Below are 26906 nucleotides of genomic sequence, written 5' to 3' on the forward strand. Positions count from 1 at the left end.
GATTGTGACAACGGCCGGGCCCACAATGGCCCGATGTCGATCGCCAATCCGCACTACGAAGCGCTGAAGCGCACCTATGGCCGCCTGCACCGGCTGACTCATCTGGAAAGCATGGCCTCCTGGGACCAGGCCGCCAACATGCCGCCTGGCGGTAACCAGGCGCGGGCCGATGCGCTCACCGAAATGGCAGGATTGCTGCACCGCATGCGCACCGATCCGATGCTGCAGGCCCAGCTGAGCGGCGCCGAAGCCGAGCAACTGGACGAAGCCCAGCGCGCCAACCTGCGCGAAATGTCGCGCGAATGGCGGCGCAGCAATGCGTTGCCCGAAGCGCTGGTCGAACGCCGCTCCCAGGCCACCTCGCGCTGCGAGCACGCCTGGCGCAGTCAACGGCCGGCCAATGACTGGGCCGGCTTCCTGCCCAATCTGCAGGAGGTGCTGGCTGTTGCGCGCGAGGAAGCGCGGCTGCTGGCCGAGCGCAGCGGCCTGGGCCTGTACGACGCGATGATGGACCAGTACGAGCCCGGCATGACCAGCGCCACCGCGGCGCGCGTCTTCGGCGAGCTGCGCACCTGGCTGCCGGGGCTGATCCGTGCGGTGGGCGAACGCCAGGCCCGCGAGACGGTGGTGCCGGCCGTCGGCCCGTTCCCGCTGCCGGCCCAGCGCGCGCTGTGCGAACGCGTGATGAAGCTGCTGGACTTCGATTTTTCGGCGGGCCGGCTGGACGTCAGCACCCACCCATTTTCGGGCGGCGTGCCGGAAGACGTGCGCCTGACCACGCGCTTCTACGAAGACGATTTCCTGCCCAGCCTGATGGGCACGGTGCACGAGACCGGCCACGGCCGCTATGAGCAGAACCTGCCGCGCGACCTGCTGGGCCAGCCAGTGGCGCTGGCGCGTTCGATGGCCATCCACGAGAGCCAGAGCCTGGCTTTCGAGATGCAGCTGGGCAGCCACCCGGGTTTTGCCAGGCTGCTGTCGCCGCTGGTCAGCGAGGCCTTCGGCGCGCAGCCGGCCTTCGAGCCGGCCAACCTGCACAAGCTGCTGACGCGCGTGAAGCCCAGCCTGATCCGCGTCGAGGCCGACGAGGTGACCTACCCGGCCCACGTCATCCTGCGTTTCGAGATCGAGCGTGCGCTGATCGAAGGCGAGGCCGAGGCGGCAGACATCCCGGCGATGTGGGACGAGCGCATGCGCGACCTGCTGGGCCAGGACACGCGCGGCAACTACAAGGATGGCCCGATGCAGGACGTGCACTGGCCGACCGGCGCCTTCGGCTACTTCCCGTGTTATTCGCTGGGCGCGATGTACGCCGCACAGTGGTTCGCCGCAATGCGGCGCGAAATGCCGGCGCTGGATGAGCAGATCGCTGCCGGCAACCTCAGCCCGGTGTTCGACTGGCTCAAGCGCAACATCTGGCAGCAGGCCAGCCGCTGGACCACCGACGAACTCGCGCTGCGCGCCAGCGGAGAGACGCTGAACCCCGCGCATTTCCGCGCCCACCTGACGCAGCGCTACCTCAGCTGAAGCGACGCCAGGCCCCAACGAAAAAGACGGCCCGCGAGCCGTCTTTTTTCATGGCGCGAGGGCGGCTCAGTCGGCGCTGCCGCCCGCCGGTTTGCGGGCCGTCTTGCGAACCGGCTTGGCTGCTGCAGCCGCCGCCTTCTTCGCGCGCAAGCCCGAGGCGGTCCTGGCGCTTTGTTGCTTGCTCTTGTGCAACTGGGCGTGGAGCTTGGCGACCTGTGCCGTCAGCGCCTCGACCTGGGCGCTCAGCGAGGCCATGTCCTGCGCTGTCGGCACGCCCATTTTCTTCAGCGCCTGGGCGGTGCGGGCCTCGAACTTGGCTTCGAGCTTTTCCCACGAGGCGCCGGCCTTGTGCATGGCCTCGCCGGCCATCGCGTTCAGCGTCTCGCCGAACTCACCGAACTTGTCTTCGGCTGCGGCTTGCGTGCCCTGGCGCTTGCGCCGCAACTCGGCGCCTTCCTGCACCAGCGTGTCGAAGGCCTTGCTGCCTTCTTCCTGGGCCTTGGCAAACGCGCCCACGCCGGCCAGCCAGATCTGCTGCGCCGAGGCTTTCACCGCGTCGGCCAGCGGGCCGTCGAACAGGCTGGCGGGGTCGAAGTCCTTGCGGTGGTTGGGCATGGGCGAGTCTCTCCAGTCAAAAAAACAGCGCAGGCGCGCCGGCTTGAGGCCGGTGCGCCTGCAGGTTTCACTTCTTGCGGATGGCGGTCACGGTGTACTGGCCGTCGATCTTGTCGGCCTCGAAGACGACCAGGTCACCTTCGGCCAGGCCGTTCAGCAGCGAGGGCTGGCGGGCCTTGAAGACCATGGTCATCGCGGGCATGTCCAGGTTCTTGATCGCGCCGCTCTTGATCGTGACCTTGGCCTGCGCCGTGTCGATCTTGCGGATTTCGCCATCGGTGGCATGCGCCACCAGGGCCAGGCCGGCCAGGGACAGGCCGGTCAACATGCGGGCCCAACGCGGGGTCCAGGTGTTCATTTCAGATTTCTCCTTGCCTGACTGCAACGCGGTGGAGCCAGCACAGGATGACCTGGGCCGTCACGGCGATGCCCGATGGTAGACCGAGCACCGGGCTCGCGGCCGCATGTGAGCAACCGTAACTGTTGCGGAGCTGTTGCAGCGCAGGCTGATGCCATGTTTGGCAGCGCTGCAGTGACGAAGCGAAGCCCGATCCCGAAACATCCCGACACGCCGGACACGCCTGGTGTGAAGTTGCGCAGTTCGGCCCTGATGGACGAAATTGGAATCGGTTCCAGAATCCGCCTCCGCGAAGCCGCCGGCAGGCAGTCTGGATGCCATTGCTTCGCTTCGTGGGCGGGTTGAGGGCCTTGCGCCAACAAGCCTGCCCTCCATGCGCCCGCTGTGGCGCAGCTCATGTGAAGAAGGAGACAAGGGCATGCATGCATCCATGGCAAACCTGGGAGGCGGCGCAATGCGGCGCAGCCCGCGAGCGACGCCGACCTGGTCCCTGGCCTGGGTCTGGCTCTCGATCTGCGCGCTGCTGCTGGGCAGTTTCGCGCTGCCAGCCCGTGCGGCGGATTACACCGATGGTGTTGCCGTTTCCGGCAGCACCGCGACGATCTGGTTCAAGTCCAACGTGGCGACGACCTGGGTCGACGCGCACTACAGCGTCAACAGCGGCGGCCAGCTGAACGTGCGCATGACGTATTCGTCGGCCAACGCGCGCTGGGAGCAGGCCGTCAACGGCGTGGCCTCGGGCACCGTGCTGAGGTTCAACTTTACCTACAACAACGGCAACCCGGCCTATGACACGCCGCAGGAAACCTACACGGTGGGTGGCACCACGCCTCCGCCGACCTCGGACACGCCGGACTTCGGTGCCAACGTGTCGATCTTCGACACTGCCACGTCGATCGCCACCATCCAGTCCAAGCTGGACGCGGCCTTCAACGGCCAACTGCTGAGCCCGACCGCGCAGTTCGGCAGCCAGCGCCATGCCTTCCTGTTCAAGCCCGGCAGCTACAACGGCGTATACGCCAACCTGGGCTTCTACACCGCCATCGCCGGCCTGGGCCAGAACCCGGACGACGTGACGCTGAGCGGCACGGTCAACGTGGACAGCGGCTGGAACTACGGCGACCAGGGCAACGCGACGCAGAACTTCTGGCGCTCGGCCGAGAACCTGGCGCTGATCCCCAATGGCGGCACCAACCGCTGGGCTGTGTCGCAGGCTGCGCCGATGCGTCGGCTGCACATCCTCGGCAACCTGGTGCTGGGCCCGTCCAACCAGGGCAACGGCCAGGGCTACGCCAGCGGCGGCTACATCGCCGACACCAAGGTCGACGGCCTGATCGCTTCCGGCTCGCAGCAGCAGTGGTACACGCGGGACAGCAACCTGGGCAACTGGTACGACGGCGTGTGGAACATGGTGTTCTCCGGCGTCGTCGGCGGCCCGGCGACCAGCTTCCCGTCGCCGCCGTACACCGCGCTGGCGACCACGCCGGTGTCGCGCGACAAGCCCTACCTGTACGTGGACAGCGCAGGCAAGTACCGCGTTTTCGTGCCCAGCACGCGCACGAATGCTTCCGGCGCCAGCTGGGCCAATGGCGCCAGCGCCGGCACGTCCATCCCGATGAGCCAGTTCTACGTCGCCAAGCCGACCGACAGCACCGCCACGCTGAACGCCGCGCTGGCCCAGGGCCTGAACCTGTTCTTCACGCCCGGCACCTACCACCTGAGCGACACGATCCGCGTGACGCGTGCCGGCACCGTGGTGCTGGGCATCGGCTTCCCCACGCTGGTGCCGGACAACGGCGTGAACGCGATGCTGGTGTCCGACGTGGACGGCGTGTCCATCGCCGGCCTGCTGTTCGATGCCGGCACGGTCAACAGCAACGCGCTGCTGAGCTTCGGTGACACCACCTCGGTCGTCTCGCATGCCGGCAATCCCAGCTCGGTGCAGGACGTGTACTTCCGCATTGGCGGCGCGGTCGCCGGCAAGGCCACGAACAGCCTGGTGGTGAACAGCAACAACGTCATCATCGACCACATCTGGGCCTGGCGCGCGGACCATGGCAGCCAGCCCACCGGTTGGACCATCAACACGGCCGACACCGGCGTGCTGGTCAACGGCAACAACGTGCTGGCCACCGGCCTGTTCGTCGAGCATTACCAGAAGTTCAACGTGGTGTGGAATGGCCAGGGTGGCCGGACCATCTTCTTCCAGAACGAGATGCCGTACGACCCGCCCAGCCAGGCCGCCTGGCGCGCGGACGCCATCGGCTACGCGGCCTACAAGGTGGGTGACAGCGTGACCACCCACGAAGCCTGGGGCGTGGGCAGCTACTGCTACTTCAACGTCAACCCCAGCATCCACGCGGCGCACGCCTTCGAGGTGCCGGCCGTCGCGGGCGTGAGGTTCCACAGCGCGCTGACGGTTTCGCTGGGCGGCGTGGGCGTGATCGACCACGTGATCAACAACACTGGCGGCGCCGCGCAGGGCACGGCCACGGTGCCGGTCAACGTGATCAACTTTCCCTGATCCCTTTCCGCTGATCTGACGGCCGGGCCCGCTGCAGCGATGCGGCGGGCCTTTTTGCTTTCGGCTGGCTTCGGTCGCAATTGGGCCGCTGCCACCAACGCAAATCCCTAGAATGCCGGCCAATCCCCTTTCAGCACTGGCGCCGCCAGCACCACCATGAGCACCCAGCCCGCCGACGACTCCCTGGCCCACATCCAGCCGCGCGACAAGGCCGAGATCCTGGCCCAGGCGCTGCCCTACATCCGCAAGTTCCATGGCAAGACCATCGTCATCAAGTACGGTGGCAACGCCATGACCGACCCGGCCCTGCAGCAGGACTTCGCCGAGGACGTGGTGCTGCTGAAGCTGGTCGGCATGAACCCGGTGGTGGTGCATGGCGGCGGCCCGCAGATCGACGAGGCGCTGGCCAAGATCGGCAAGAAGGGCACCTTCATCCAGGGCATGCGCGTGACCGACGAAGAGACGATGGAGGTCGTCGAGTGGGTGCTGGGCGGCGAGGTGCAGCAGGACATCGTCGGCCTGATCAACGCCGCCGGCGGCAAGGCCGTGGGCCTGACCGGGCGCGACGGCGGTTTGATCCGCGCGCGCCAGATGAAGCTGGCCGACAAGGATGACCCGAGCAAGGAGCACGACATCGGCCAGGTCGGCGAGATCACCGCCATCGACCCGGCGGTGGTGAAGGCGCTGCAGGACGACCAGTTCATCCCGGTGATCAGCCCCATCGGCTTCGGCGAGAAGAACGAGAGCTACAACATCAATGCCGATTTGGTGGCGTCCAAGCTAGCCACGGTGCTGAAGGCCGAGAAGCTGATGATGCTGACCAACATCAAGGGCGTGCTGAACAAGGCCGGCGAGCTGCTGACCGAACTGACGGCACGCGACATCGACGACCTGATCGCCGACGGCACCATCAGCGGCGGCATGCTGCCCAAGCTGGCCGGCGCGATCGACGCGGCCAAGAGCGGCGTCAACACCGTGCACGTGGTGGACGGCCGGGTGCCGCATGCGATGCTGCTGGAGATCCTGACCGAGCAGGCCTACGGCACGATGATCCGCTCACACTGAGCGCTGCCGTGAAGGCTGTGCGCCGCGTGGCGCGCCTGCGCGAGGGCGAGCGTGTCTGGCTGTTCGACCTCGACAACACGCTGCACAACGCGTCTGCCTCGGCTTTTCGCGGCATCAACGAGCGCATGGGCGCCTACATGACGCGCGAGCTCGGGCTGGAGGCTGGCGAGGCGCACCGGCTGCGCCAGCTCTACTGGCAGCGCTACGGCGCCACCTTGCTCGGCCTGGTGCGCCACCACGGCGTGAACGCCAACCACTTCCTGCACAACACGCATGTGCTGCCCGGCCTGGAGCAGCAACTGCAGACGCATGCACACGACGTGGCGGCGCTGCAGCGGCTGCCCGGCCCGCGGCTGATCCTGACCAACGCGCCGCTGGCCTATGCCGAGCGGGTGCTGGGCGCGCTGGGGCTGCGCGGCTTGTTCGATGGCGTGGTCGCGATCGAGCAGATGGCGATGTTCGGCCAGTTGCGGCCGAAGCCGGACAGGCGCATGCTGCAGGCGCTGGTGGCGCGGCTGGGCGTGCCGGCGCACCGTTGTGTGCTGGTGGAAGACACGCTGGCGCACCAGAAGGCGGCACATTCCTTGGGCATGCGCACGGTCTGGATGCAGCGCTGGCTGAGGGCTGCGCACACGCTGCCGGGGACCCAAAATTGGCGCCGCCGCCCCCCCTATGTGTATGCCAGAATCCGCTCGCTTCAACAGTTGCGAAGTGTGCTGTGATGTCCGAAATGCCCGAAGCGTCTGAGTTGTCCGTGCCGGGTATGCCCGAGGTGTCTGCTGCTGCGCAAGCACCGTTGGCTGCTGTGGCAGCCGCTGGTGATCCCGCCGTGGCGGTGGCCCGCAAACGGCCCAAGCCGGGCGAGCGCCGGGTGCAGATCCTGCAGACCCTGGCGGCGATGCTGGAGCAGCCCGGTGCCGACCGCGTCACCACCGCTGCGCTGGCCGCGCGTCTGTCGGTCAGCGAGGCTGCGCTGTACCGCCACTTCGCCAGCAAGGCCCAGATGTTCGAGGGCCTGATCGAGTTCATCGAATCCAGCGTCTTCACGCTGATCAACCAGATCGCCGAGCGCGAGATCACCGGCGCCCTGCAGGCCCACCGCATGGTGCAGGTGCTGCTGCAGTTCGGCGAGAAGAACCCCGGCATGACCCGCGTGATGGTGGGTGACGCGCTGGTCTTCGAGAACGAACGCCTGGGCCTGCGCATGGGCCAGTTTTTCGACCGTGTCGAATCCCAGCTGCGGCAAAGCCTGCGGGTGGCGGCCGAGCAGGCCGGCGTGGCCACGCCCACGGTGCAGGCCAACGGCCAGGCCTCGGCGCTGACCTGCCTGGTCATCGGCCGCTTGCAGCGCTACGCGCGCAGCGGCTTCAAGCGCCTGCCGACCGAACAGCTGGACGTGGCCTTGCACTTGCTCGGCTGAATGGCGGAGCCGCTTGCTGCGGCGCTCACGTCTTGTTGCAGTTGGCGAAGCTTGAGGCGCTGGCGGGCCAAGGGCAATCCCTAGTGCCGGCCGTGGGGGCGTCAAGCAGATGTCACGCCGGCGATCTCCAATGAGGGCACCACATGAACCCCAGGGAAATTGCCATGTCCGTTTTCAAGATGAGCCTGCTGGCCGCCAGCATCGCGCTGGCCGCCTGCGCCCAGCCTGGCTTGGCGACCGCCGCCGCGCCTTCGGTCCCGGCCGCCACCGCCAAGGCCAAGCCGACGCTGACGATCAAGATCCTCGCGCTGAACGACCTGCACGGCGCGTTGGAATCGCCCGGCACCTTCACCAATGCCGGTACCGCTGCGGTGCCCGCTGGTGGCGTGGACTACGTGGCCGGCTACATTGCCGCCGCCCGCGTCGCGAACCCGAACACCGTGGTCGTCTCGGCCGGCGACCTGATCGGCGCCAGCCCGCTGATCTCGGCGCTGTTCCACGATGAGCCGACCATTGAGACCATGAACCGCGCCGGCCTGGACTTCAACGCCGTGGGCAACCACGAGTTCGACGAAGGCAAGGACGAGCTGCTGCGCATGCAGAAGGGTGGCTGCCACCCGACCGACACCGCCAACACCTGCAAGGGCGCCAGCGTCGGCACGCCGGTGCCGTTCGAAGGTGCGAAGTTCAAGTTCCTGGCCGCCAACGTGGTCAAGAAGAAAAACGGCGAAACCCTGTTCCCGCCCTATGGCACGCGCACCTTCGACATCGAAGGCAAGAAGATCAAGGTCGCCTTCATCGGCATGACGCTGAAGGACACGCCGCAGATCGTTTCGCCGTCCGGCATCAAGGACCTGGTGTTCACCGACGAGGCCACTGCGGTGAACAACCTGGTGCCGGTGCTGAAGGCGGCCGGCGTGGAAGCCATCGTCGTGCTGATCCACCAGGGCGGCGCGCAGACGGGCACCACGCCGGTGGACATCAACGCTTGCGTGGGCAACCTGGACGGTTCGCCGATCAAGACCATCGTCAGCCAGTTGGACGATGCGGTGGACCTGGTCATCAGCGGCCACACCCACGCGGCCTACAACTGCCAGCTGCCGCTGGCCTCGGGTCGCAACATCCCGGTCACCAGCGCCAACACGCAAGGCCGGGTGCTGACCGACATCGACCTGACGCTGCAGCGCGGCAACCGCGACGTGGTGGCCGTGACCGCGAAGAACGTGGTGGTCGACCGCAGCAACGTGGCGATCACGCCGGACGCGCAGATCGCCGGCATCGTCGCCGGCTACAAGACGCTGGTGGCACCAGTCGCCAACCAGGTCATCGGCCGCATTGCCGCCGATGTGCCCAACACCAAGGACGCCGCCTGCAACATGCCCGCCGGTGACCTGATCGCCGACTCGCAGCTGGCCGCCACCGTGCAGGCCGGCGGCGCGCAGCTGGCGCTGATGAACCCGGGCGGCGTGCGCAGCCCGGGCTTCATCTACGCCGGCAGCCCCATCGGCGAAGGCGACGGCAACGTGACCTACAGCGAATCCTTCACTGTGCAGCCCTTCGGCAACAGCCTGGTGACGCTGACGCTGAGCAACCAGCAGCTGCACGACACGCTGGAGCAGCAGTTCCCGAACTGCTTCGGCCAGGTCACCTTCTCCAAGGTGCTGCTGCCGTCCAACGGCGTGCACTACGAGTGGGACAACGCCCAGGCCTGCGGCGCGAAGGTGCGCAATCTGACCATCACCACCAGCGCCGGCAGCGAAACCGTGGTGGACGTCAGCGGCACCGTGCTGAACCCGGGCAAGACCTGGCGTGTCACGGTCAACAACTTCCTGGCCGATGGTGGCGATGGCTTCAGCGTGCTGAAGGGCGGCACCAACCGTGTGGGCGGCGGGCAGGACATCGATGCGCTGACCGCCTACCTGGCCGGTACCCAGGCGCCGAACCCGCCGTACGACCCGGCCGCGGCCAACCTCGGCAAGCCGCGCATCGTGCGCGTGGACGCGGGCACCGTCTGTCCCTGAGCGACCGTGCTGGCGTGACCGTGCTGGAGTGACCGCGGGCGGCAAGGCAGCGCCCGCGGATCGCGAAGGCTGCAGGCCGGGGAGGCCAGGATGGAACGACAGGGCCTCCCCTACACTTGCCGCCCATGACCCTGGACGATCTCGAACCGCTGCTGGCCCGTGCCGAGCGGGTGTTGGCCCGCCTGGAAGCCAACCTGCCGCAGCCACTGCCGGCGCCTGACTGGACCGCTTCGGCCGCCTTCCGTTACCGCAAGCGCAAAGGCCAGGCACGGCTGGAGCCGGTGCGACTGGTGGCCGGCATCCGGCTGGCGGACCTGCAGGAGATCGACGGCCAGAAGACGCGGCTGCAGCGCAACACCGCGCAGTTCGTGGCCGGCGCCACCGCCAACAACGTGCTGCTGACCGGCGCGCGCGGCACCGGCAAGAGCTCGCTGATCAAGGCCTGCCTGAACGAATACGCGGCGCAAGGCCTGCGCCTGATCGAGGTCGACAAGGCCGACCTGGTGGACCTGCCGGACCTGGTGGAGCTGGTGTCCGGCCGGCCCGAGCGCTTCATCGTCTTCTGCGACGACCTCAGCTTCGAGGAAGGCGAGCCCGGCTACAAGGCGCTGAAGTCCATCCTCGACGGCTCCGTCTCCGCGGCCGGCGACAACCTGCTGATCTACGCGACCAGCAACCGCCGCCACCTGTTGCCCGAGACCATGAAGGACAACCTCAGCTACCGCCACACCGAGGACGGCGAGCTGCACCCGGGCGAAGTGGTCGAAGAGAAGATCTCGCTGTCCGAGCGCTTCGGGCTGTGGATCAGCTTCTATCCGTTCAGCCAGGACGAGTACCTGGCCATCGTGCACCAGTGGCTGTCGCACTTTGCGCTGGACGAGGCGGCGATTGCTGCGGCCCGGCCCCAGGCGCTGCTGTTTGCGCTGGAGCGTGGTTCGCGTTCCGGCCGCGTGGCCTACCAGTTCGCCCGCGATCTGGCCGGCCGGCGCGCGATCGGCGCAGTGGAGGATGCATCGTGAGCGAGGCCACGGAACGCACGCCTGTCGACGTGGCCGTGGGCGTGCTGATCGAGCGGGATGCCGCTGGCAACGAAGGCCGTTTCCTGTTGACCTCGCGGCCCGAGGGCAAGGTCTATGCCGGCTACTGGGAATTCCCGGGTGGCAAGCTGGAAGCCGGCGAAAGCGTGCACCAGGCGCTGGCGCGTGAGCTGCACGAGGAGCTGGGCATCACCATCGGTGAGAGCCATGCCTGGCGCAAGCTGGTGATGGACTATCCGCATGCCCGTGTGCGGCTGCATTTCTGCAAGGTGTTCGACTGGCAGGGCGAGTTCCAGATGCGCGAGCAACAGACCATGGCCTGGGAGCAGCTGCCGGTCCAAAGCCAGCCGGTGCTGCCGGGCACGATTCCGGTCCTCGAGTGGTTTGCCCAAGAGCGACACCATGCCGGGCCCACTCACCATGGTTGAAGCTGCTCTTACACTCGCCGGCATGAGCACAGCATCCTCCGCCTGGCTGGACCGCGTTCGCTGGGACCGCGACGGGCTGGTGCCCGTCATCGCGCAGGAGCAGGGCAGCGGCGACGTGCTGATGTTTGCCTGGATGAACCGCGAGGCGCTGGCCCGCACGGTCGAGCTGGGCCAGGCGGTCTATTTCAGCCGCTCACGGCAGAAGCTGTGGCACAAGGGTGAAGAATCCGGCCACTTCCAGACGGTGCATGAAATCCGGCTGGATTGCGACCAGGATGTCGTGCTGCTGAAGATCACCCAGCACGGCCATGAGCCCGGCATTGCCTGCCACACCGGCCGCCACAGCTGCTTTTATGAGCGGCTGGAAGATGGCGAATGGCGCGCGGTGGAGCCGGTGTTGAAGGATCCTGGCACCATCTACCGCTGAGCTTTCCTTTCCAGACTTTCACCGAGATTCGACGATGACCTCCCAGGACACCTTGATGCGGCTGCATGCCGTGATCGAGACCCGCCGCCAGGGCGACCCGGACAAGAGCTACGTGGCTCGCCTGTTCCACAAGGGCACCGATGCGATCCTGAAGAAGATCGGCGAAGAGGCCACCGAAACCGTGATGGCGGGCAAGGATGGCGACAGGCAGAAGATCGTCTACGAGGTGGCCGATCTCTGGTTTCATTCGATGATTGCGCTGGCACAGTTCGGGCTGTCGCCGGCCGAGGTGCTGGCCGAGCTGGAACGCCGCGAAGGCCTGTCCGGCCTGGAAGAGTTTGCCGCGCGCAAGGCGCAAGTCAGGGAACAACAGGAGGGTTCATGAACGAGGTTTACGACACCACGCCGTCTGCAGAACGGGTGGCCAATCTGAAGCAGCTGACGATGATCGTGTACGTGCTGTATGCCGTTGGCATCTTCACCGGCACGCTGACCAGCATCGTCGCGATCATCATCAACTACGTGAAGCGCGAGGACACGCAGGGCACGATCTACGCCAGCCACTTCACCTGGCAGATCCGTACCTTCTGGTGGAGCCTGCTGTGGTTCATCGTGGGCTGGGCCACGTTCTGGATGCTGGGTCTGGGTTTCCTGGTCTGGGCGGCCGATGGCATCTGGGTCATCTACCGCATCGTCAAGGGCTTCCTGAACTGGAGCGACGGCAAGCCGATGCCGGTGCCGGTCTGACATGAGTGCCGATCCGAACTGCATCTTCTGCAAGATCGTCGCCGGCCAGATCCCGGCGCAGAAGGTTTTCGAAGACGACGAGGTCCTGGTTTTCAAGGACATCCAGCCCTGGGCGCCGGTGCACCTGCTGCTGATCCCGAAACGCCACATCGTCTCCATGGTCGACGTGACGCCGGCCGAGCAGGCCTTGATGGGCAAGCTGATGGTGCTGGCGCCCAAGCTGATGGCCGAGGCGGGTGTCACCAACGGCTTCCGGCAGGTGATCAACACCGGCATTGACGGCGGGCAGGAGGTGTTTCACCTGCACATGCACGCTGTTGGCGGCCCGCGCCCATGGGCCAAAGCTTGAGCTGACAGGACGAGTCCTCTCGGACAAGACCCTCCGGACGTGGCGGACACGGCTTGCGCCGCGCCGTCGCGACCCCATCTTGCTGCAGGGGCGTTTTGCGCCTCCTGCCCGAGGACCGTCACGGACGGCCCCGTAGAATCAACGCATTCGTTTTCTGGAGAATCGTCATGGGATCGTTCAGCATCTGGCATTGGCTGATCGTGTTGGTCGTCGTGGTGCTGATCTTCGGCACCAAGAAGTTGAAGAACGTCGGCTCCGATCTGGGTGGCGCCGTCAAGGGCTTCAAGGACGGCATGCGCGACGGCGGCAGCGATGCGCCGGTGCCGCCGAACCAGCAAGTCACCGGCAGCCCGAAGACCGCGGACGCCGACACGGTGGACGTGGAAGCCCGCCGCAAATCCTGAGCGGCTGACTTGGCTTGCAACGTCGCTGTCTGCGCCTTTGCGGCGCAGCCGCGTCGCCTCGTGATGTCCGCCCGGGTCTCGCATGATTGATTTTGGTTTTGACAAGATCGCGTTGATCGGGGCTGTGGCCCTGATCGTGATCGGCCCTGAAAAGCTGCCGCGCGTGGCCCGCACCGTGGGTCACCTGGTGGGCAAGGCGCAGCGCTACGTGGCCGACGTGAAGGCCGAGGTCAACCGCTCGATCGAACTGGAGGAGCTTCAGAAGATGAAGAGCCAGTTCGAGACCGCGGCGAACGACGTCAGCAACAGCGTGCGCCAGGAAATCCACTCGGCCTCCACCGAACTGGAAAAGACCTGGTCCGAGGCCGCGGATGGCCTGAACAGCACGTCCGGTTCGGCCTCCGCTGTCGACTGGAGCCCGCCGCCGCCCGTCTACCAGCCCCCGCGCAAGCATTGGCGGGTCAAGCGCGGTGCGGTGCCGCGCTGGTACAAGCAACGCAATGGCGTGCGCCAGCATGCCCAATCCGGTGCGGCCCGTGTGGCGCGTTTCCGCCCACCCCACAGCGGATCTTCGTCTTCCACATGAGCAGTCCTGAACCTCAAGACGAACTGGCGGGCACCGAAGCGCCGTTTGTCTCTCATCTGATCGAGCTGCGCGACCGCCTGGTCAAGTCGGTGATCGCCATCGGCATTGCCTTCGGCGCGCTGGCCATCTGGCCAGGTCCTGGCGGCCTGTACGACCTGCTCGCCGCGCCGCTGGTGCACTCGCTGCCGGCGGGCGCGACGATGATCGCGACCAACGTGATCTCGCCGTTCCTGGTGCCGCTGAAGATCACCTTGATGGCCGGCTTCCTGCTGGCGCTGCCGATCGTGCTCTACCAGGTCTGGGCCTTCGTGGCGCCTGGCCTGTACAACCACGAAAAGCGGCTGGTATTGCCGCTGGTGATCTCCAGCACCCTGCTGTTCCTGATAGGCGTGGCCTTTTGCTACTTCTTCGTCTTTGGCCAAGTCTTCAAGTTCATCCAGGGCTTTGCGCCCAAGAGCATCACGGCCGCGCCTGACATCGAGGCCTACCTGGGCTTTGTGATGACGATGTTCATCGCCTTTGGCGCCGCTTTCGAGGTGCCGGTGGTGGTGGTGGTGCTGACGCGCATGGGCGTGGTCAGCGTCGAGAAGCTGCGCGAATTCCGCGGCTACTTCATCGTGCTGGCCTTCATCATTGCCGCCATCCTGACGCCGCCGGACGTGGTCTCGCAGCTCTCGCTGGCGATCCCGATGTGCCTGCTGTTCGAGGTGGGTCTGATCGCCGCCAAGGTGTTCATCAAGCACACCCAGGCGCCGGACGCGGACGCTTCGTCCCCCTCGTCCTCCACCTGATGCATTGAGCCGGACGCGGCGCCTTGCCGCCGCGTGACTTGGGCGCTCACTGCGCGTCGTCTTCCTCGTCCATCGGCCCGGGGGCTTGCGGTGCCTGGACCTGTGCCTTGGGTCGCTGCGCCACGTGCACCGTCAGGTCCAGCGCCTGGTTGCCGCGCTGCACGCCGATCACGGTGTCGCTCAGCGGCTTGAGCGCAGCCACGGCGTTCAGCAACTGCGAGGTGTTGCGGATCGGCTGGCCGGCAATGCGCACCACCACGTCGCCCGGCTTCATGCCGGCCTTGCTGGCCGGGCCGTCCTGCAGCACGCCGGTGATCAGCACGCCTTCTTCGACCGGGATCTTGAAGCTCTGCGCGAATTCCGGGTCCAGGTCGCGCGGCTGCACGCCGATCCAGCCGCGGGTCACCTGGCCGTCCCGCACCAGGCCTTCCATCACCTGGCGCGCCAGGTCGATGGGAATGGCAAAGCCGATGCCCAGGCTGCCGCCGCTGCGCGAGTAGATGGCGGTGTTGATGCCGATCAGGTTGCCGTTGACGTCGATCAGTGCACCACCGGAGTTGCCGGGGTTGATCGCGGCGTCGGTCTGGATGAAGTTCTCGAAGGTCGACAGGCCCAGCCCGCTGCGGCCCAGCGCGCTGATGATGCCGCCGGTCACCGTCTGGCCGACGTTGAAGGGGTTGCCGATGGCCAGCACCGAGTCGCCCACCTGCAGCTGGTCCATCTGGCCCAGGCTCACGACCGGCAGCCGGTCCAGGTCGATCTTCAGCACCGCGACGTCGGTTTCCGGGTCGGTGCCAACCAGTTTGGCCTTGGCCTCGCGGCCGTCCGACAGCCGCACGCGGATCTGGTCCGCGCCTTCGACCACGTGGTTGTTGGTCAGCAGGTAACCCTCGGGCGAGACGATCACCCCTGAACCCAGGCCGACCTGCGGCTCGGTTTCTTCCTGCGGCATCAGTTGCGGCTTGCCGCGCTGGCCGAAGAAGCGGAACCACGGGTCCTGCGAGTTCGCTGAAGCGCCAGGCTTGGCGCTGCGGCTGGCGGTCACGCTGACGATGGCGGGCGACGCTTTGCGCGCGGCCGCGCTGAGCGGCTGGATCGGCACGTTGACGTCTGCCACCTGCACCGGCACCGTGCCGCCTTCGGCGCGGGTGTTGCTGGGCCACCAGGCCTGCGGGCGCTGCTGCAGCCAGCCCGGCTTGAAGGTGCTCACCACAAACACCATGGCCACCGCGACGGTGACGGCCTGGGAGAAAATGAGCCAGATTCTGCGCATGACTTGGAAGGATGGAGCCCATGGCCGCGAGAGCCGAGATCGAGAGCCTTCTCAACCAGTGGCTTCAGCCTGAACGTTTCAAGGATTATGGGCCGAACGGTCTGCAGGTGGAGGGCAAGCCGGAGGTGCGCAAGATCGTCTCCGGCGTCACCGCCAGCCTGGCCTTGATCGAGGCAGCCATCGATGCAGGTGCCGATGCGCTGATCGTGCACCACGGCCTGTTCTGGCGCGGCCAGGATGGGCGCTTGACGGGCTGGCTGAAGGCCCGCGTCGAGCGCCTGATGGCCAGCGGCCTGAACCTGTTTGCCTACCACCTGCCGCTGGATGCGCACGCGGAGCTGGGCAACAACGCGCAGCTGGCGCTGCAGCTGGGCTGGACGGCGGACGGCCGCTTTGCCGAGCAGTCCCTGGGCTTCCTGGGCACACGTGCCGCCGGCGTGCCGGGCAGCGCCCAGGTGCTGGCCGATGAGGTGGGCGCTGTGCTGCGCCGCCCGCCGGTACTGCTGCCGGGGGACGGCCGGCCGCTGCGCCGGCTGGCCTGGTGCAGCGGCGGCGCGCAGGGCTACTTCGAGGCGGCCATTGCCGCCGGCGCGGACCTGTTCCTGACCGGCGAGATCTCCGAGCCGCAAGCCCACCTGTCGCGCGAGACCGGCGTGGCCTTCCTGGCCTGCGGCCACCATGCGACGGAGCGCTACGGCGCGCCTGCGCTGGCTGGCGCGGTGGCGAAGCAGCTCGGGCTGGCGCATGAATTCATCGAGATCGAGAACCCCGCATGACGGCCGACACGCTGCTGCTGACCATGGGCGACGCCTGTGGCATCGGGCCGGAAATCATCGCCAAGGCGTTTGGGCGCGGCACGCTGGGCCAGGCGGTGGTGATCGGTGATGTCGCCGTGATGCGGCGGGCGCTGCATGCCGTCGGTCACGCCTGCACCGTGGCGAAGGTGGACACGCCTGCGGACCTGGCTGCGGTGCCGCTGGGCGCGCTGGCCGTCATCGAGCCTGCAGGCCTGCCCGCCGGCCTGGCCGAGCTGGCCTGGGGCCGGGTGAATGCTGCAGCAGGCGCGGCGGCGGCGCGCTGCATCGAGGCTGCGGTGGCGCTGGTCTTGGCCGGGCAGGGCGCGGCCATCGTCACCGCGCCGATTCACAAGGAAGCGCTGAGCGCGGCCGGCGTGGCCTACCCGGGCCACACCGAGATGCTGCAGGCCTTGTGCGGCCAGCCGGGCGAACCCTTGCCGCCGGTGCGCATGATGCTGGCCAACGAGCAGTTGAGGGTGGTGCTGGTGACGATTCACGTCGCGCTGCGGCGAGCCATCGAGTTGCTGGAAACGCCTGGCCTGATCCTGGAGACGCTGCGCATCACGCATGCCGCCGGCCAAGGTTTCGGCATGGCTTCGCCACGCATTGCGGTGGCCGGACTGAACCCGCATGCGGGCGAGGGCGGGCTGTTCGGCGATGAAGAGATCCGCCTGATCCGCCCGGCGATTGAGGCGGCGCACGCCCAAGGGCTGAACGTCAGCGGGCCGCATGCGCCGGACACGGTGTTCATGCGGGCGCGGGATGCCGCCGGCCACCCCGGAGAATTCGACTTCGTGGTGGCGATGACGCACGACCACGGCTTGATCCCGGTCAAGTACCTGGGCGTCGAAGAAGGCGTCAATGTGACGCTGGGGTTGCCGCTGGTGCGCACCAGCCCGGATCACGGCACCGCGTTTGACCTGGCCGGCACGGGCCGGGCGGATCCGGCGAGCTTCGAGGCGGCGGTGCGCATGGCGCGCCGGCTTGCCGACCCGGCCTGAAGCCGGGGCGGCTTCAGCGCTTGAGCGAGTCGCGGATCTCGCGCAGCAGCAGCACGTCTTCCGGCGTGGGGGCCGGTGCCGCAGGCGCGGGTGCGGGGGGGTTGGCAGCCTTCAGCCGATTGATCTGCTTGATCATCAGGAAAATGATGAAGGCCAGGATCATGAAATTCAGCAGCACGGTCAGGAAGTTGCCATAGGCGAACACTGCGCCGGCCTTGCGGGCCTCGGCCAGCGTGGCCGCTGGTGCGCCCGAGAGCTGGATGTAGTAGTTCGAGAAGTCCAACCCGCCAATCGCCAGGCCGACCAGCGGCATGATCAGGTCGGTCACCACCGAATCGACGATCTTGCCAAAAGCGCCGCCAATGATCACGCCGACCGCCAGATCGACGACATTGCCCTTGATGGCAAATTCCTTGAACTCGGTGGCAAATCCCACGGCGCTACTCCTTGTTGGTTCGACTGAATGGCGGGTTCTCCCGCGGCCTGCAGTATCGCGGCTTAGGGTACACCCCTTGGTACACGCTGCAGCAGTATTGCCAGCAGCCATCAGCTGTCAACCTTGAGAACCAAGGGGTGCCCACAAGATTGAGAAATCGCAAATTGAAAGCCGGCGGCGTCCGCTAAAATGCCGGGTTGCCCAGAACCGAATTGCAAGGGCTTGGCAGTCTTTGCAGAGTTCCAACAGAGTCCCAGAGAAGGATCCCCATGAGTGACAACGCGGTGGACCAAGGCAAACGCACATGGCTGATCGCCACGAGTTGTGCGGGTGCGGTCGGTGGTGTGGCAACGGCCGTGCCCTTCGTCAGCAGCTTCGCGCCCTCCGAGCGCGCCAAGGCGGCCGGCGCCCCGGTGGAAGTGGACATCAGCGCGCTGAAGGCCGGCGAGAAGATGACGGTCGAGTGGCGCGGCAAGCCGGTCTGGGTGGTGCGCCGCACGCCTGAGCAACTGGCCTCGCTGAAGTCGCTCGATGGCCAGTTGGCCGATCCGCAGTCCGAGCGTACCGCCTACCCGATTCCCGAGTACGCGAAGAACGAGTACCGCTCGATCAAGCCGGAAGTGCTGGTGGTGGTCGGCGTATGCACCCACCTTGGCTGCTCGCCTTCCGACAAGTTCGCCGCCGGCCCGCAGCCTTCGCTGCCCGACGACTGGAAGGGCGGTTTCCTCTGCCCCTGCCACGGCTCGACCTTCGACATGTCGGCCCGTGTCTTCAAGAACAAGCCAGCGCCCGACAACCTGGAAGTGCCGCCGCACATGTACCTCTCCGACGCGAAGCTGCTGATCGGCGAAGACAAGAAGGCCTGAACGGGCACCCGAGACAAGAGGACGAAAGGCAATCATGGCTGAATTCAAAGTCGCGCCGGCAGACGCGTCGACCGGTGAGAAGCTGCTGACCTGGGTGGACAACCGCTTCCCCGCGTCCAAGCTCTACAAGGAGCACCTGTCGGAGTACTACGCGCCGAAGAACTTCAACTTCTGGTATTTCTTCGGCTCGCTGGCGATGCTGGTGCTGGTGATCCAGATCGTCACCGGCATCTTCCTGGTGATGCATTACAAGCCCGATTCGGCCCAGGCCTTCGCCTCGGTCGAATACATCATGCGGGACGTGCCCTGGGGCTGGCTGATCCGCTACATGCACTCGACCGGCGCGTCGTCGTTCTTCGTCGTCGTCTACCTGCACATGTTCCGCGGCCTGCTGTACGGCTCGTACCGCAAACCGCGTGAGCTGGTCTGGATCTTCGGCTGCGCGATCTTCCTGTGCCTGATGGCCGAGGCCTTCATGGGCTACCTGCTGCCCTGGGGCCAGATGTCGTTCTGGGGTGCGCAGGTGATCGTCAACCTGTTTGCCGCCGTGCCCTTCGTCGGCAACGACCTGGCGCTGCTGATCCGCGGCGACTATGTGGTGGGCGACGCGACACTGAACCGCTTCTTCAGCTTCCACGTGATTGCCGTGCCGCTGGTGCTGCTGGGCCTGGTGGTGGCGCACATCATCGCGCTGCACGAAGTGGGCTCGAACAATCCCGACGGTGTCGAGATCAAGGCCAAGAAGGATGCGCTGGGTCGGCCGCTGGATGGCATCCCGTTCCACCCGTACTACACGGTGCACGACATGCTGGGTGTCGGCGTCTTCCTGATGGTCTTCAGCGCCATCATCTTCTTCTCGCCGGAGCTGGGTGGCTACTTCCTCGAGTACAACAACTTCATCCCGGCCGATCCGCTGAAGACGCCGCTGCACATCGCGCCGGTCTGGTACTTCACGCCGTTCTACTCGATGTTGCGAGCGACCACCGACGACATGCTGCTGGCCTTCGACGCCGTGGTCGTGCTGGCGGCCCTGGCGGCCATTGTGCGCGGCCGCTTCTCGTCGGCTGTGAAGTTGGGCATCGCGGCTTTGGCGTTCGCTGCCTTGGCCTGCTTTGGTGCCTTCAAGTTCACTGGCCTGGCGGTGTTCGCCGGCTTCGACGCCAAGTTCTGGGGCGTGGTCGTGATGGGTGGCGCGGTGATCATCCTGTTCTTCCTGCCCTGGCTGGACCACAGCCCGGTCAAATCCATCCGCTACCGGCCCGATTGGCACAAGTACCTGTACGCGGTGTTCGTGGTGTTCTTTTTCGTGCTGGGGTACCTGGGCATCCAGCCGCCGTCCGCGATCGGCACCCTGGTCGCGCAGGTCGGCACGCTGTACTACTTCGGCTTCTTCCTGCTGATGCCGTGGTGGAGCCGGTTGGGCACCTTCAAGACCGTGCCCGACCGCGTGACCTTCCACCCGCACTGAGCCCGAGCAGGAGCCATACAAACATGATCAAGCTCAAGCAAATCATTGGCGGCGCCGTCGCGGCGCTGTGCATGGTCGGCGCCCTGGTGGGGGCCGCGCAGGCCAACGAAGGCGGCGCCCCCTGGGACAAGTTCCCGACCGAGCGCGTCACCGATGTCTCGGCGCTGCAGAACGGCGCCAAGCTGTTCGTCAACTACTGCCTGAACTGCCACAGCGCGGCCTACATGCGCTACAACCGCCTGCGCGACATCGGTCTGTCCGAGGCGCAGATCAAGGCCAACCTGTTGTTCGCCACCGAGAAGGTGGGCGACACGATGAAGGTCGCGCTGGACGCGAAGTCGGCCAAGGAATGGTTTGGTGCAGCGCCCCCTGACCTGAGCGTGATCGCCCGCTCGCGGGCGGGCGCCCAGGGCAGTGGCGCCGACTACCTTTACACTTACCTCCGCAGTTACTACCGCGACGAGAGCAAAGCCACCGGCTGGAACAACACCGCGTTCCCCAGTGTGGCAATGCCTCACGTGCTCTGGGAACTGCAAGGTCCGCAGAAGGCGGTTTACGAGGAAGTGCCTGACCCGCACGAGCACGGCAAGACCGAGCAACATTTCAAGGGTTTCGAGCCTCTGGCACCGGGCAAGCTCAGCACCGCCGAATACAACAGCGCAGTGGCCGATCTGGTCGCTTACCTGCAGTGGATGGGCGAGCCGGCCCAGAACCAGCGGGTGCGTTTGGGGGTGTGGGTGTTGATCTTCCTGGCGGTGCTGACGACCCTGACCTGGCGCCTGAATGCGGCGTACTGGAAAGACGTGAAATAAAATAGCCGAAAATACGCGGCTTGGCCGTTCGCGGCCAGACACCATGCGCAGTGGGTTCAATCCAGGCCCACTGCGTTTTCTTCTTTCGGCGCCTGCCGTCGACACAGCTATTTGAAGGAGCCCACCTCCATGATGGTGCTTTATTCCGGAACCACTTGCCCCTACTCGCACCGCTGCCGCTTTGTGCTGTTCGAGAAGGGCATGGACTTCGAGATCCGTGACGTCGACCTGTTCGCGAAGCCGGAAGACATTGCGTTGATGAACCCGTACAACGAGGTGCCCATCCTCGTCGAGCGCGACCTGATCCTGTACGAGTCGCACATCATCAACGAGTACATCGACGAGCGCTTCCCGCACCCGCAGCTGATGCCTGGCGACCCGGTGGCCCGTGCCCGCGTGCGCCTGTTCCTGTTCAATTTCGAGAAGGAGCTGTTCGCCAACGTGAACATCCTCGAAAGCCGCGGGATCAAGGGCACCGACAAGCAACTGGAAAAAGCCCGCTCGCAGATCCGCGACCGCCTGACCCAGCTCGCGCCGATCTTCCTGAAGAACAAGTACATGCTGGGCGACGACTTCTCGATGCTCGACGTGGCCATTGCGCCGCTGCTGTGGCGCCTGGACTACTACGGCATCGACCTGTCGAAGAATGCTGCACCGCTGCTGAAGTACGCCGAACGCATCTTCTCGCGCCCGGCCTACATCGAGGCGCTGACGCCTTCGGAAAAGGTCATGCGCAAGTGATCGTGCGCCGGTAAGCAGAGAAGTCTCATGAGTCCCGTCACCCCTTCGGATGCCCAAGGCAGTTCGACCCGGCCCTACCTGATCCGCGCCCTGCACGACTGGTGCACCGACAACGGCTTCACGCCGTACCTGGCGGTGTATGTCGACCGCGGCGTGCAGGTGCCGATGGAGTACGTCAAGAACAACGAGATCGTGCTCAATGTCGGCTTCGAGGCCACCAGTGGCCTGAAGCTCGGCAACGATTACATCGAGTTCAAGGCGCGCTTCGGCGGCGTGGCACGCGAGATCGTCGTGCCGGTGGACCACGTGGTGGCCATTTATGCCCGTGAAAACGGGCAGGGCATGGCCTTCCCGATGCCGGTCAGCGCGCCGGCCGCGGACGAAGGCGGCGACGCACAGGCGGGTGACGACCCGGCTGAGCGCGCGCCGCGCGGTCTGCGCCTAGCGGGCACCGAGGCGAGCGGCAGCACACCGGCCCGGCCGGCGCCGCTGGCGTCCGTTCCGGTGCCGGAGCCTGAACCCGCCGCGCCAGGTGCTGCCACGGCACCCGACGCAAGCGACGACACGCCGCCACCCGCCGCACCAGGCGGTGGCCGGCCGGCGCTCAAGCGCATCAAGTAGGCAGCAGCGGCGGCGCAACCGCCGCTCGCCCCGCTTCTACACCCTGTTGCACGGGGCCATTCAAATCGGCTTTGGGGCTGGCTTGCCAGCGCCAAAAGCACGCCTAGAATCGCGGCTCCCGAAGTGTTTGAATGCCGGCTTAGCTCAGTTGGTAGAGCAACCGCCTTGTAAGCGGTAGGTCATCCGTTCGATTCGGATAGCCGGCACCACGTCACCCCGGCGCGCCCGGCGTTCAGGCCCGTTCGGATTGAACCTTGACCCGGATCTCGCGGCGGGGCCAGCCTTGATCGGCCAGCACCTGCGCCAGCAGCGGCACGCATTGCCGCAGCTTGGCGGCCACCGCGCTGTTGGGTACCAGCAGGTTCCATCCCTCGTCGTCCAGCACACCGGGCCGCACATGGGCCGCCAGCGCGGCCGGCAGCACCAGGCGCACGGTCGCCATGCGGGCTTCCGATTCGCGCAGGCGTTCCAGCAGCCGGCCCAGCGTGGCATTGGCGCCCAGTGCTTCGGCAATGGGGCGAGTGAAGGGCTGGTGCATGGGCAACGGCATGGCAGGAGTGTAGCGATGCAGATCATGATCACCCACGGCGGACTGGCGCGCACCCGCGTCGTCAGCTTCAGCCGCATGCAGCTGAGCCTGGCCATTGCGGCGCTGGTGCTGGTGCTGCTGCTGGCTTCCGGCGCGGTCTACCACTTCATCTTCCTGAAGGCGGCGCGCGAGGGCTGGCCCATCGTCAGCCAACTGGTCAAGCTGGTGGTGCATGACGAAATCGCCCAGCGCGACCGCTTCATGCGCGAGAACCTGGACGCCATGGCCGTCAAGGTCGGCGAGATGCAGGCCCGCATGGTCAAGCTCGAAGCGATGGGCGACCGCGTCACCGGGCTGGCCGGCGTGAAGCCAGATGACCTCAAGGTGATGACGGCGCCGGCGCCGGCGCCGGCGCCTGGTCCGGCTGCCAGTGGCGCGTTCCGCGCCACGCCCGGCGTTGGTGGCCCTTATGTGCCGCTGGACCACCCGACGCTGGACCAGCTCAACCTCGCGCTGCAGGGCCTGGAAAGCCAGGCCGAGCAGCGCACCGACCTGCTGACCTTCGCCGAGTCGCGGTTGTTCGAGACCCGGCTGCGCGCGCTGATGGTGCCCAACAGCCGGCCGATCGCCAGCGACGTGATCGGCTCAGGCTTCGGTTTCCGCACCGACCCCTTCACCAACCGCCCGGCGTTGCACACCGGGCTGGACTTCGCAGCCGACGTCGGCACCACCATCCTGGCCGCGGCCGGCGGTGTTGTGTTGTCCACCGACTGGCATCCGCAGTACGGCCATCTGCTGGAGATCGACCACGGCAACGGCCTGGTGACCCGCTACGCCCACACCTCCGCCATCCTGGTCAAGGCCGGTGACTTGGTCAAGCGCGGCCAGCCGGTGGCGCGTGTGGGCACCACCGGCCGCTCGACCGGGCCGCACCTGCATTTCGAGGTCGTGGTCGACGGCGTGCCGCAGGACCCGGCCAAGTTCCTCGCTGCCGGACCGGCACCTGCACTGCCGGCACTGGCGCAGCGGACCTTGGTGCCGACGCCGTCGGGCCCGCTCGGCACCCACTGATCGCCCGTTTCCATGCCTCGCGAGGGTGCTGCTGGCACCCCTGGGACTGGGCTGAGACCTGCCACACCCCGGTGCTAAACTCGCTCGCTTTTGCGAAGCGCATCGCGCTTGCAAGATCGCGCGCCGCCCCCATCTGCATCCGCTGGAACATGGCCTGTGCGCATCTGTGCAGGCCGTGGCTCGCGTGGCCGGCATCTCGGCCACCGCGGGCGCTGTCGCCACCCGAATCACCAGGCCCTGACGCTGCATGTTGCCCAAGCTTCTCACCCAGATTTTCGGCAGTCGCAATGACCGCCTGCTCAAGCAATACCGCCGCGTCGTCGAGCAGATCAACGCGCTGGAGCCGCAGTTCCAGGCCCTGGACGACGCTGCGCTGCAAGGCAAGACGGCCGAGTTCCGGGCCCGCCTGGAAAAGGGCGAGACGCTGGACGACCTGCTGCCCGAAGCCTTCGCCACCGTGCGCGAAGCCGGCAAGCGGGTGCTGAAGATGCGCCACTTCGACGTGCAGATGCTGGGCGGCATGACGCTGCACAACGGCAAGATCGCCGAAATGCGCACCGGCGAAGGCAAGACGCTGATGGGCACGCTGCCGGTCTACCTGAATGCGCTGCCGGCCAAGGGCGTTCACGTGGTCACGGTCAACGATTACCTCGCCCGGCGCGACGCCGAGTGGATGGGCCGGCTGTACAGCTGGCTGGGCCTCAGCGTGGGCGTGAACGTGCCCGGCATGGACAAGCCGGAAAAGCAGGCCGCCTACGCTGCCGACATCACCTACGGCACCAACAACGAATACGGCTTCGACTACCTGCGCGACAACATGGTCTACGAGCCTAGCGAGCGCGTGCAGCGCGGCCTGGCCTACGCCATCGTCGACGAAGTTGACTCGATCCTGATCGACGAAGCCCGCACGCCGCTGATCATCTCCGGCCAGGCCGAGGACCACACAGAGCTCTACGTGCGCATCAACGCCGTGGCGCCCAAGCTGAAGAAGCAGATCGGCGAAGCCGATCCGCGCACTGGCGAAGGTGTAATCGAGCCGGGCGACTTCACGGTCGACGAGAAGAGCCACCAGGTCTTCCTGACCGAGGACGGCCACGAGAATGCCGAGCGCATCCTGGCCGAGGCTGGCCTGCTGGTCGAAGGCGCCAGCCTGTACGACCCGGCCAACATCACGCTGATGCACCATGTGTACGCAGCGCTGCGCGCCACCCACCTGTACCACCGCGACCAGCACTACGTGGTGCAGAACGGCGAAGTCGTCATCGTCGACGAATTCACCGGCCGCCTGATGACAGGCCGCCGCTGGTCCGACGGCCTGCACCAGGCCGTCGAGGCCAAGGAAGGCGTGCAGATCCAGAGCGAGAACCAGACCCTCGCCTCGATCACCTTCCAGAACTACTTCCGCATGTACGGCAAGCTGGGCGGCATGACCGGCACGGCCGACACCGAAGCCTACGAATTCCAGGAAATCTACGGCCTGGAAACGGTGGTGATTCCGCCGAACCGGCCGACCATCCGCAAGGACGAGCTGGACCTGGTCTACAAGACCGCGCGCGAGAAGTACAACGCCGTCACCGAAGACATTCGCGACTGCCACACGCGTGGCCAGCCGGTGCTGGTCGGCACGACCTCGATCGAGAACTCCGAGCTGGTCTCGGAACTGCTGACCAAGGCGAAGCTGCCGCACCAGGTGCTGAACGCCAAGCAGCACGCCCGCGAAGCGGAAATCGTGGCCCAGGCCGGCCGGCCCGGCGTGATCACCATCGCGACCAACATGGCGGGCCGCGGCACCGACATCGTGCTGGGTGGCAACGTCGAGAAGCAGATCCAGTTCATCGAGGCTGACGACACGATTGCCGAGGCCGACAAGGTCACGCGCATCCAGCTGCTGAAGGACGAATGGGCGGGGCTGAATGCCGCGGTCAAGGAAGCCGGCGGCCTGCGCATCATCGCCACCGAGCGCCACGAGTCGCGCCGCATCGACAACCAGCTGCGCGGTCGCTCCGGCCGCCAGGGCGACCCGGGTGCCTCGCGCTTCTACCTGTCGCTGGAAGACCCGCTGATGCGCATCTTCGCCGGTGACCGCGTGCGCGCGATCATGGACAGGCTGAAGATGCCCGAAGGCGAGGCCATCGAGGCCGGCATCGTCTCGCGCTCCATCGAGTCCGCGCAGCGCAAGGTCGAGGCGCGCAACTTCGACGTGCGTAAGCAGCTGCTCGAATACGACGACGTGTCGAACGACCAGCGCAAGGTCATCTACCAGCAGCGCAACGAGATCCTCGAAGCGAGCGAGCTGACCGAGCAGATCACCAACCTGCGCGCCGCGACCATGGAGGACGTGACACGCGACTTCGTGCCGGCCGACAGCGTCGAGGAACAGTGGAACCTGGCGGGCCTGGAGAAGGTGCTGAAGGAAGAGTGGCAGCTGGACCTGTCGCTGCAGGCGCTGGTCGCCGGTGCCAGCAGCATCACCGACGAGGAAGTGCTGGAGAAGGTCCAGGCCGCCGCAAACGCCGCATTCCAGGCCAAGCTGGACCTGGTCGGCGCAACCCAGTTCACGCCCTTCATGCGCATGGTGCTGCTGCAGGCCATCGACTCGCACTGGCGCGAGCACCTGGCTGCGCTGGACTACCTGCGCCAGGGCATCCACCTGCGCGGCTATGCGCAGAAGAACCCCAAGCAGGAATACAAGCGCGAGGCCTTCGAGCTGTTCGCCCAGTTGCTGAATGTCGTGAAGATGGAAGTCACCCGCGTGCTGATGACCGTGCGCGTGCAGACGCAGGAGCAGGTCAGCCAGGCGGCCGAGGCCATCGAGGAACAGGCCGAACAGCTGCGCAACATCACCTACACCCATCCGAACGAAGACGGCAGCGTCAGCGCCGAGACCGATCCGGCCACGGTGGCAGGCGAAATGCCCCGCGTCGGCCGCAACGACCCCTGCCCCTGCGGCAGCGGCCTGAAGTTCAAGGCCTGCCACGGCAAGCTGGCCTGA

29 protein-coding genes and 1 tRNA gene are annotated in these 26906 nt (G+C 66.5%); 25 read left to right on the top strand and 5 right to left on the bottom strand.

The features are described from left to right. The first annotated feature begins 33 nt into the window (after positions 1–33). Positions 34–1527, top strand: a complete 1494-nt coding sequence (locus tag LRH25_RS24225; RefSeq protein ID WP_141285462.1) for a carboxypeptidase M32 — start codon at positions 34–36, stop codon at positions 1525–1527. 66 nt (positions 1528–1593) lie between these two features. On the opposite strand, the gene LRH25_RS24230 is transcribed toward LRH25_RS24225, so the two are convergent. Both LRH25_RS24230 and LRH25_RS24235 read right to left on the bottom strand, forming a co-directional pair. Further along, positions 1594–2142 (bottom strand): phasin family protein, encoded by a 549-nt coding sequence (locus LRH25_RS24230; protein WP_141285460.1) that lies wholly within the window; start codon positions 2140–2142, stop codon positions 1594–1596. 67 nt (positions 2143–2209) lie between these two features. Then, positions 2210–2500 (bottom strand): copper-binding protein, encoded by a 291-nt coding sequence (locus LRH25_RS24235; RefSeq protein ID WP_141285458.1) that lies wholly within the window; start codon positions 2498–2500, stop codon positions 2210–2212. Between the two features lie 418 nt (positions 2501–2918). Here LRH25_RS24235 and LRH25_RS24240 point away from each other — a divergent pair, with 418 nt between their 5' ends. The 14 genes from LRH25_RS24240 to tatC all read left to right on the top strand — a co-directional run bounded on the left by LRH25_RS24240 (position 2919) and on the right by tatC (position 14299). After that, on the top strand, positions 2919–5024 hold the full coding sequence (locus tag LRH25_RS24240) for a pectate lyase-like domain-containing protein (protein WP_231012635.1): 2106 nt from the start codon (positions 2919–2921) through the stop codon (positions 5022–5024). A 156-nt stretch (positions 5025–5180) separates the two neighbouring features. Then, positions 5181–6089, top strand: coding sequence for an acetylglutamate kinase (gene argB, locus LRH25_RS24245; RefSeq protein ID WP_141285456.1), 909 nt, complete (start codon positions 5181–5183; stop codon positions 6087–6089). 8 nt (positions 6090–6097) lie between these two features. Next, complete coding sequence (locus tag LRH25_RS24250; RefSeq protein ID WP_231012637.1) at positions 6098–6811, top strand: pyrimidine 5'-nucleotidase; 714 nt, start codon at positions 6098–6100, stop codon at positions 6809–6811. Positions 6812–6852: 41 nt separating this feature from the next. Further along, positions 6853–7509, top strand: a complete 657-nt coding sequence (slmA, locus tag LRH25_RS24255; protein ID WP_141285476.1) for a nucleoid occlusion factor SlmA — start codon at positions 6853–6855, stop codon at positions 7507–7509. A 164-nt stretch (positions 7510–7673) separates the two neighbouring features. Further along, positions 7674–9530 (top strand): bifunctional metallophosphatase/5'-nucleotidase, encoded by a 1857-nt coding sequence (locus LRH25_RS24260; protein WP_231012639.1) that lies wholly within the window; start codon positions 7674–7676, stop codon positions 9528–9530. 125 nt (positions 9531–9655) lie between these two features. Further along, the gene (locus LRH25_RS24265) at positions 9656–10549 is read left to right on the top strand and encodes an ATP-binding protein (protein ID WP_141285454.1); all 894 of its coding nucleotides are present in this window, start codon (positions 9656–9658) and stop codon (positions 10547–10549) included. Continuing rightward, positions 10546–10995 (top strand): NUDIX domain-containing protein, encoded by a 450-nt coding sequence (locus tag LRH25_RS24270; RefSeq protein ID WP_141285452.1) that lies wholly within the window; start codon positions 10546–10548, stop codon positions 10993–10995. Before LRH25_RS24265 ends, LRH25_RS24270 begins: the two co-directional genes overlap by 4 nt. A 22-nt stretch (positions 10996–11017) precedes the next feature. After that, entirely contained in the window at positions 11018–11422 is a 405-nt protein-coding gene (hisI, locus tag LRH25_RS24275) for a phosphoribosyl-AMP cyclohydrolase (RefSeq protein WP_141285450.1), read from the top strand. Positions 11423–11456: 34 nt separating this feature from the next. After that, entirely contained in the window at positions 11457–11807 is a 351-nt protein-coding gene (locus tag LRH25_RS24280; protein ID WP_141285448.1) for a phosphoribosyl-ATP diphosphatase, read from the top strand. Continuing rightward, entirely contained in the window at positions 11804–12169 is a 366-nt protein-coding gene (locus LRH25_RS24285) for a DUF4870 family protein (protein WP_141285446.1), read from the top strand. Before LRH25_RS24280 ends, LRH25_RS24285 begins: the two co-directional genes overlap by 4 nt. Before the next feature lies 1 nt (position 12170). Beyond that, positions 12171–12518: a histidine triad nucleotide-binding protein gene (locus LRH25_RS24290; protein ID WP_141285444.1), complete on the top strand. Its 348-nt coding sequence runs from the start codon at positions 12171–12173 to the stop codon at positions 12516–12518. A gap of 167 nt (positions 12519–12685) precedes the next feature. Then, a complete protein-coding gene (gene tatA, locus LRH25_RS24295) occupies positions 12686–12922 on the top strand; it encodes a Sec-independent protein translocase subunit TatA (protein WP_141285442.1) in 237 nt (78 codons plus the stop codon). Positions 12923–13004: 82 nt separating this feature from the next. After that, entirely contained in the window at positions 13005–13508 is a 504-nt protein-coding gene (tatB, locus tag LRH25_RS24300; protein WP_141285440.1) for a Sec-independent protein translocase protein TatB, read from the top strand. Beyond that, complete coding sequence (gene tatC, locus LRH25_RS24305; RefSeq protein WP_141285438.1) at positions 13505–14299, top strand: twin-arginine translocase subunit TatC; 795 nt, start codon at positions 13505–13507, stop codon at positions 14297–14299. The genes tatB and tatC overlap by 4 nt, the downstream gene beginning before the upstream one ends. Before the next feature lie 46 nt (positions 14300–14345). Here tatC and LRH25_RS24310 read toward each other — a convergent pair whose 3' ends face one another. After that, on the bottom strand, positions 14346–15572 hold the full coding sequence (locus tag LRH25_RS24310; protein ID WP_141285436.1) for a Do family serine endopeptidase: 1227 nt from the start codon (positions 15570–15572) through the stop codon (positions 14346–14348). A 20-nt stretch (positions 15573–15592) separates the two neighbouring features. Here LRH25_RS24310 and LRH25_RS24315 point away from each other — a divergent pair, with 20 nt between their 5' ends. Beyond that, positions 15593–16348: a Nif3-like dinuclear metal center hexameric protein gene (locus tag LRH25_RS24315; protein WP_231012646.1), complete on the top strand. Its 756-nt coding sequence runs from the start codon at positions 15593–15595 to the stop codon at positions 16346–16348. Further along, complete coding sequence (pdxA, locus tag LRH25_RS24320) at positions 16345–17370, top strand: 4-hydroxythreonine-4-phosphate dehydrogenase PdxA (protein WP_231012649.1); 1026 nt, start codon at positions 16345–16347, stop codon at positions 17368–17370. The genes LRH25_RS24315 and pdxA overlap by 4 nt, the downstream gene beginning before the upstream one ends. Before the next feature lie 13 nt (positions 17371–17383). Here pdxA and mscL read toward each other — a convergent pair whose 3' ends face one another. Further along, positions 17384–17806: a large conductance mechanosensitive channel protein MscL gene (gene mscL / locus LRH25_RS24325; protein WP_231012651.1), complete on the bottom strand. Its 423-nt coding sequence runs from the start codon at positions 17804–17806 to the stop codon at positions 17384–17386. Positions 17807–18075: 269 nt separating this feature from the next. On the opposite strand from mscL, the gene petA reads away from it, so the two are divergent. The 6 genes from petA (at position 18076) to LRH25_RS24355 (ending at position 22523) form a co-directional block, all read left to right on the top strand. Next, positions 18076–18672: a ubiquinol-cytochrome c reductase iron-sulfur subunit gene (petA, locus tag LRH25_RS24330; protein WP_141289723.1), complete on the top strand. Its 597-nt coding sequence runs from the start codon at positions 18076–18078 to the stop codon at positions 18670–18672. A gap of 34 nt (positions 18673–18706) precedes the next feature. After that, the gene (locus LRH25_RS24335; RefSeq protein WP_141289724.1) at positions 18707–20140 is read left to right on the top strand and encodes a cytochrome b; all 1434 of its coding nucleotides are present in this window, start codon (positions 18707–18709) and stop codon (positions 20138–20140) included. A gap of 23 nt (positions 20141–20163) precedes the next feature. After that, positions 20164–20952 carry a cytochrome c1 gene (locus tag LRH25_RS24340; protein ID WP_141289725.1) on the top strand — a complete coding sequence of 263 codons (789 nt, stop codon included), beginning with the start codon at positions 20164–20166 and terminating at the stop codon, positions 20950–20952. Between the two features lie 129 nt (positions 20953–21081). Continuing rightward, a complete protein-coding gene (locus LRH25_RS24345) occupies positions 21082–21693 on the top strand; it encodes a glutathione S-transferase N-terminal domain-containing protein (RefSeq protein ID WP_141289726.1) in 612 nt (203 codons plus the stop codon). 27 nt (positions 21694–21720) lie between these two features. Beyond that, positions 21721–22314 carry a ClpXP protease specificity-enhancing factor gene (locus LRH25_RS24350; RefSeq protein ID WP_231012653.1) on the top strand — a complete coding sequence of 198 codons (594 nt, stop codon included), beginning with the start codon at positions 21721–21723 and terminating at the stop codon, positions 22312–22314. 133 nt (positions 22315–22447) lie between these two features. Then, positions 22448–22523: transfer RNA gene (locus LRH25_RS24355), tRNA-Thr, on the top strand. 23 nt (positions 22524–22546) lie between these two features. Here LRH25_RS24355 and LRH25_RS24360 read toward each other — a convergent pair. Next, complete coding sequence (locus tag LRH25_RS24360) at positions 22547–22864, bottom strand: hypothetical protein (RefSeq protein WP_231012654.1); 318 nt, start codon at positions 22862–22864, stop codon at positions 22547–22549. A gap of 15 nt (positions 22865–22879) precedes the next feature. Here LRH25_RS24360 and LRH25_RS24365 point away from each other — a divergent pair, with 15 nt between their 5' ends. Together LRH25_RS24365 and secA are read left to right on the top strand one after the other, a co-directional pair. Beyond that, positions 22880–23914: a M23 family metallopeptidase gene (locus LRH25_RS24365; protein WP_141289034.1), complete on the top strand. Its 1035-nt coding sequence runs from the start codon at positions 22880–22882 to the stop codon at positions 23912–23914. A 247-nt stretch (positions 23915–24161) separates the two neighbouring features. Next, positions 24162–26906, top strand: coding sequence for a preprotein translocase subunit SecA (secA, locus tag LRH25_RS24370; protein ID WP_141289033.1), 2745 nt, complete (start codon positions 24162–24164; stop codon positions 26904–26906).

Origin of the sequence: Ideonella azotifigens (assembly GCF_021043325.1) — a bacterium.
Lineage (GTDB): Bacteria > Pseudomonadota > Gammaproteobacteria > Burkholderiales > Burkholderiaceae_C > Ideonella > Ideonella azotifigens.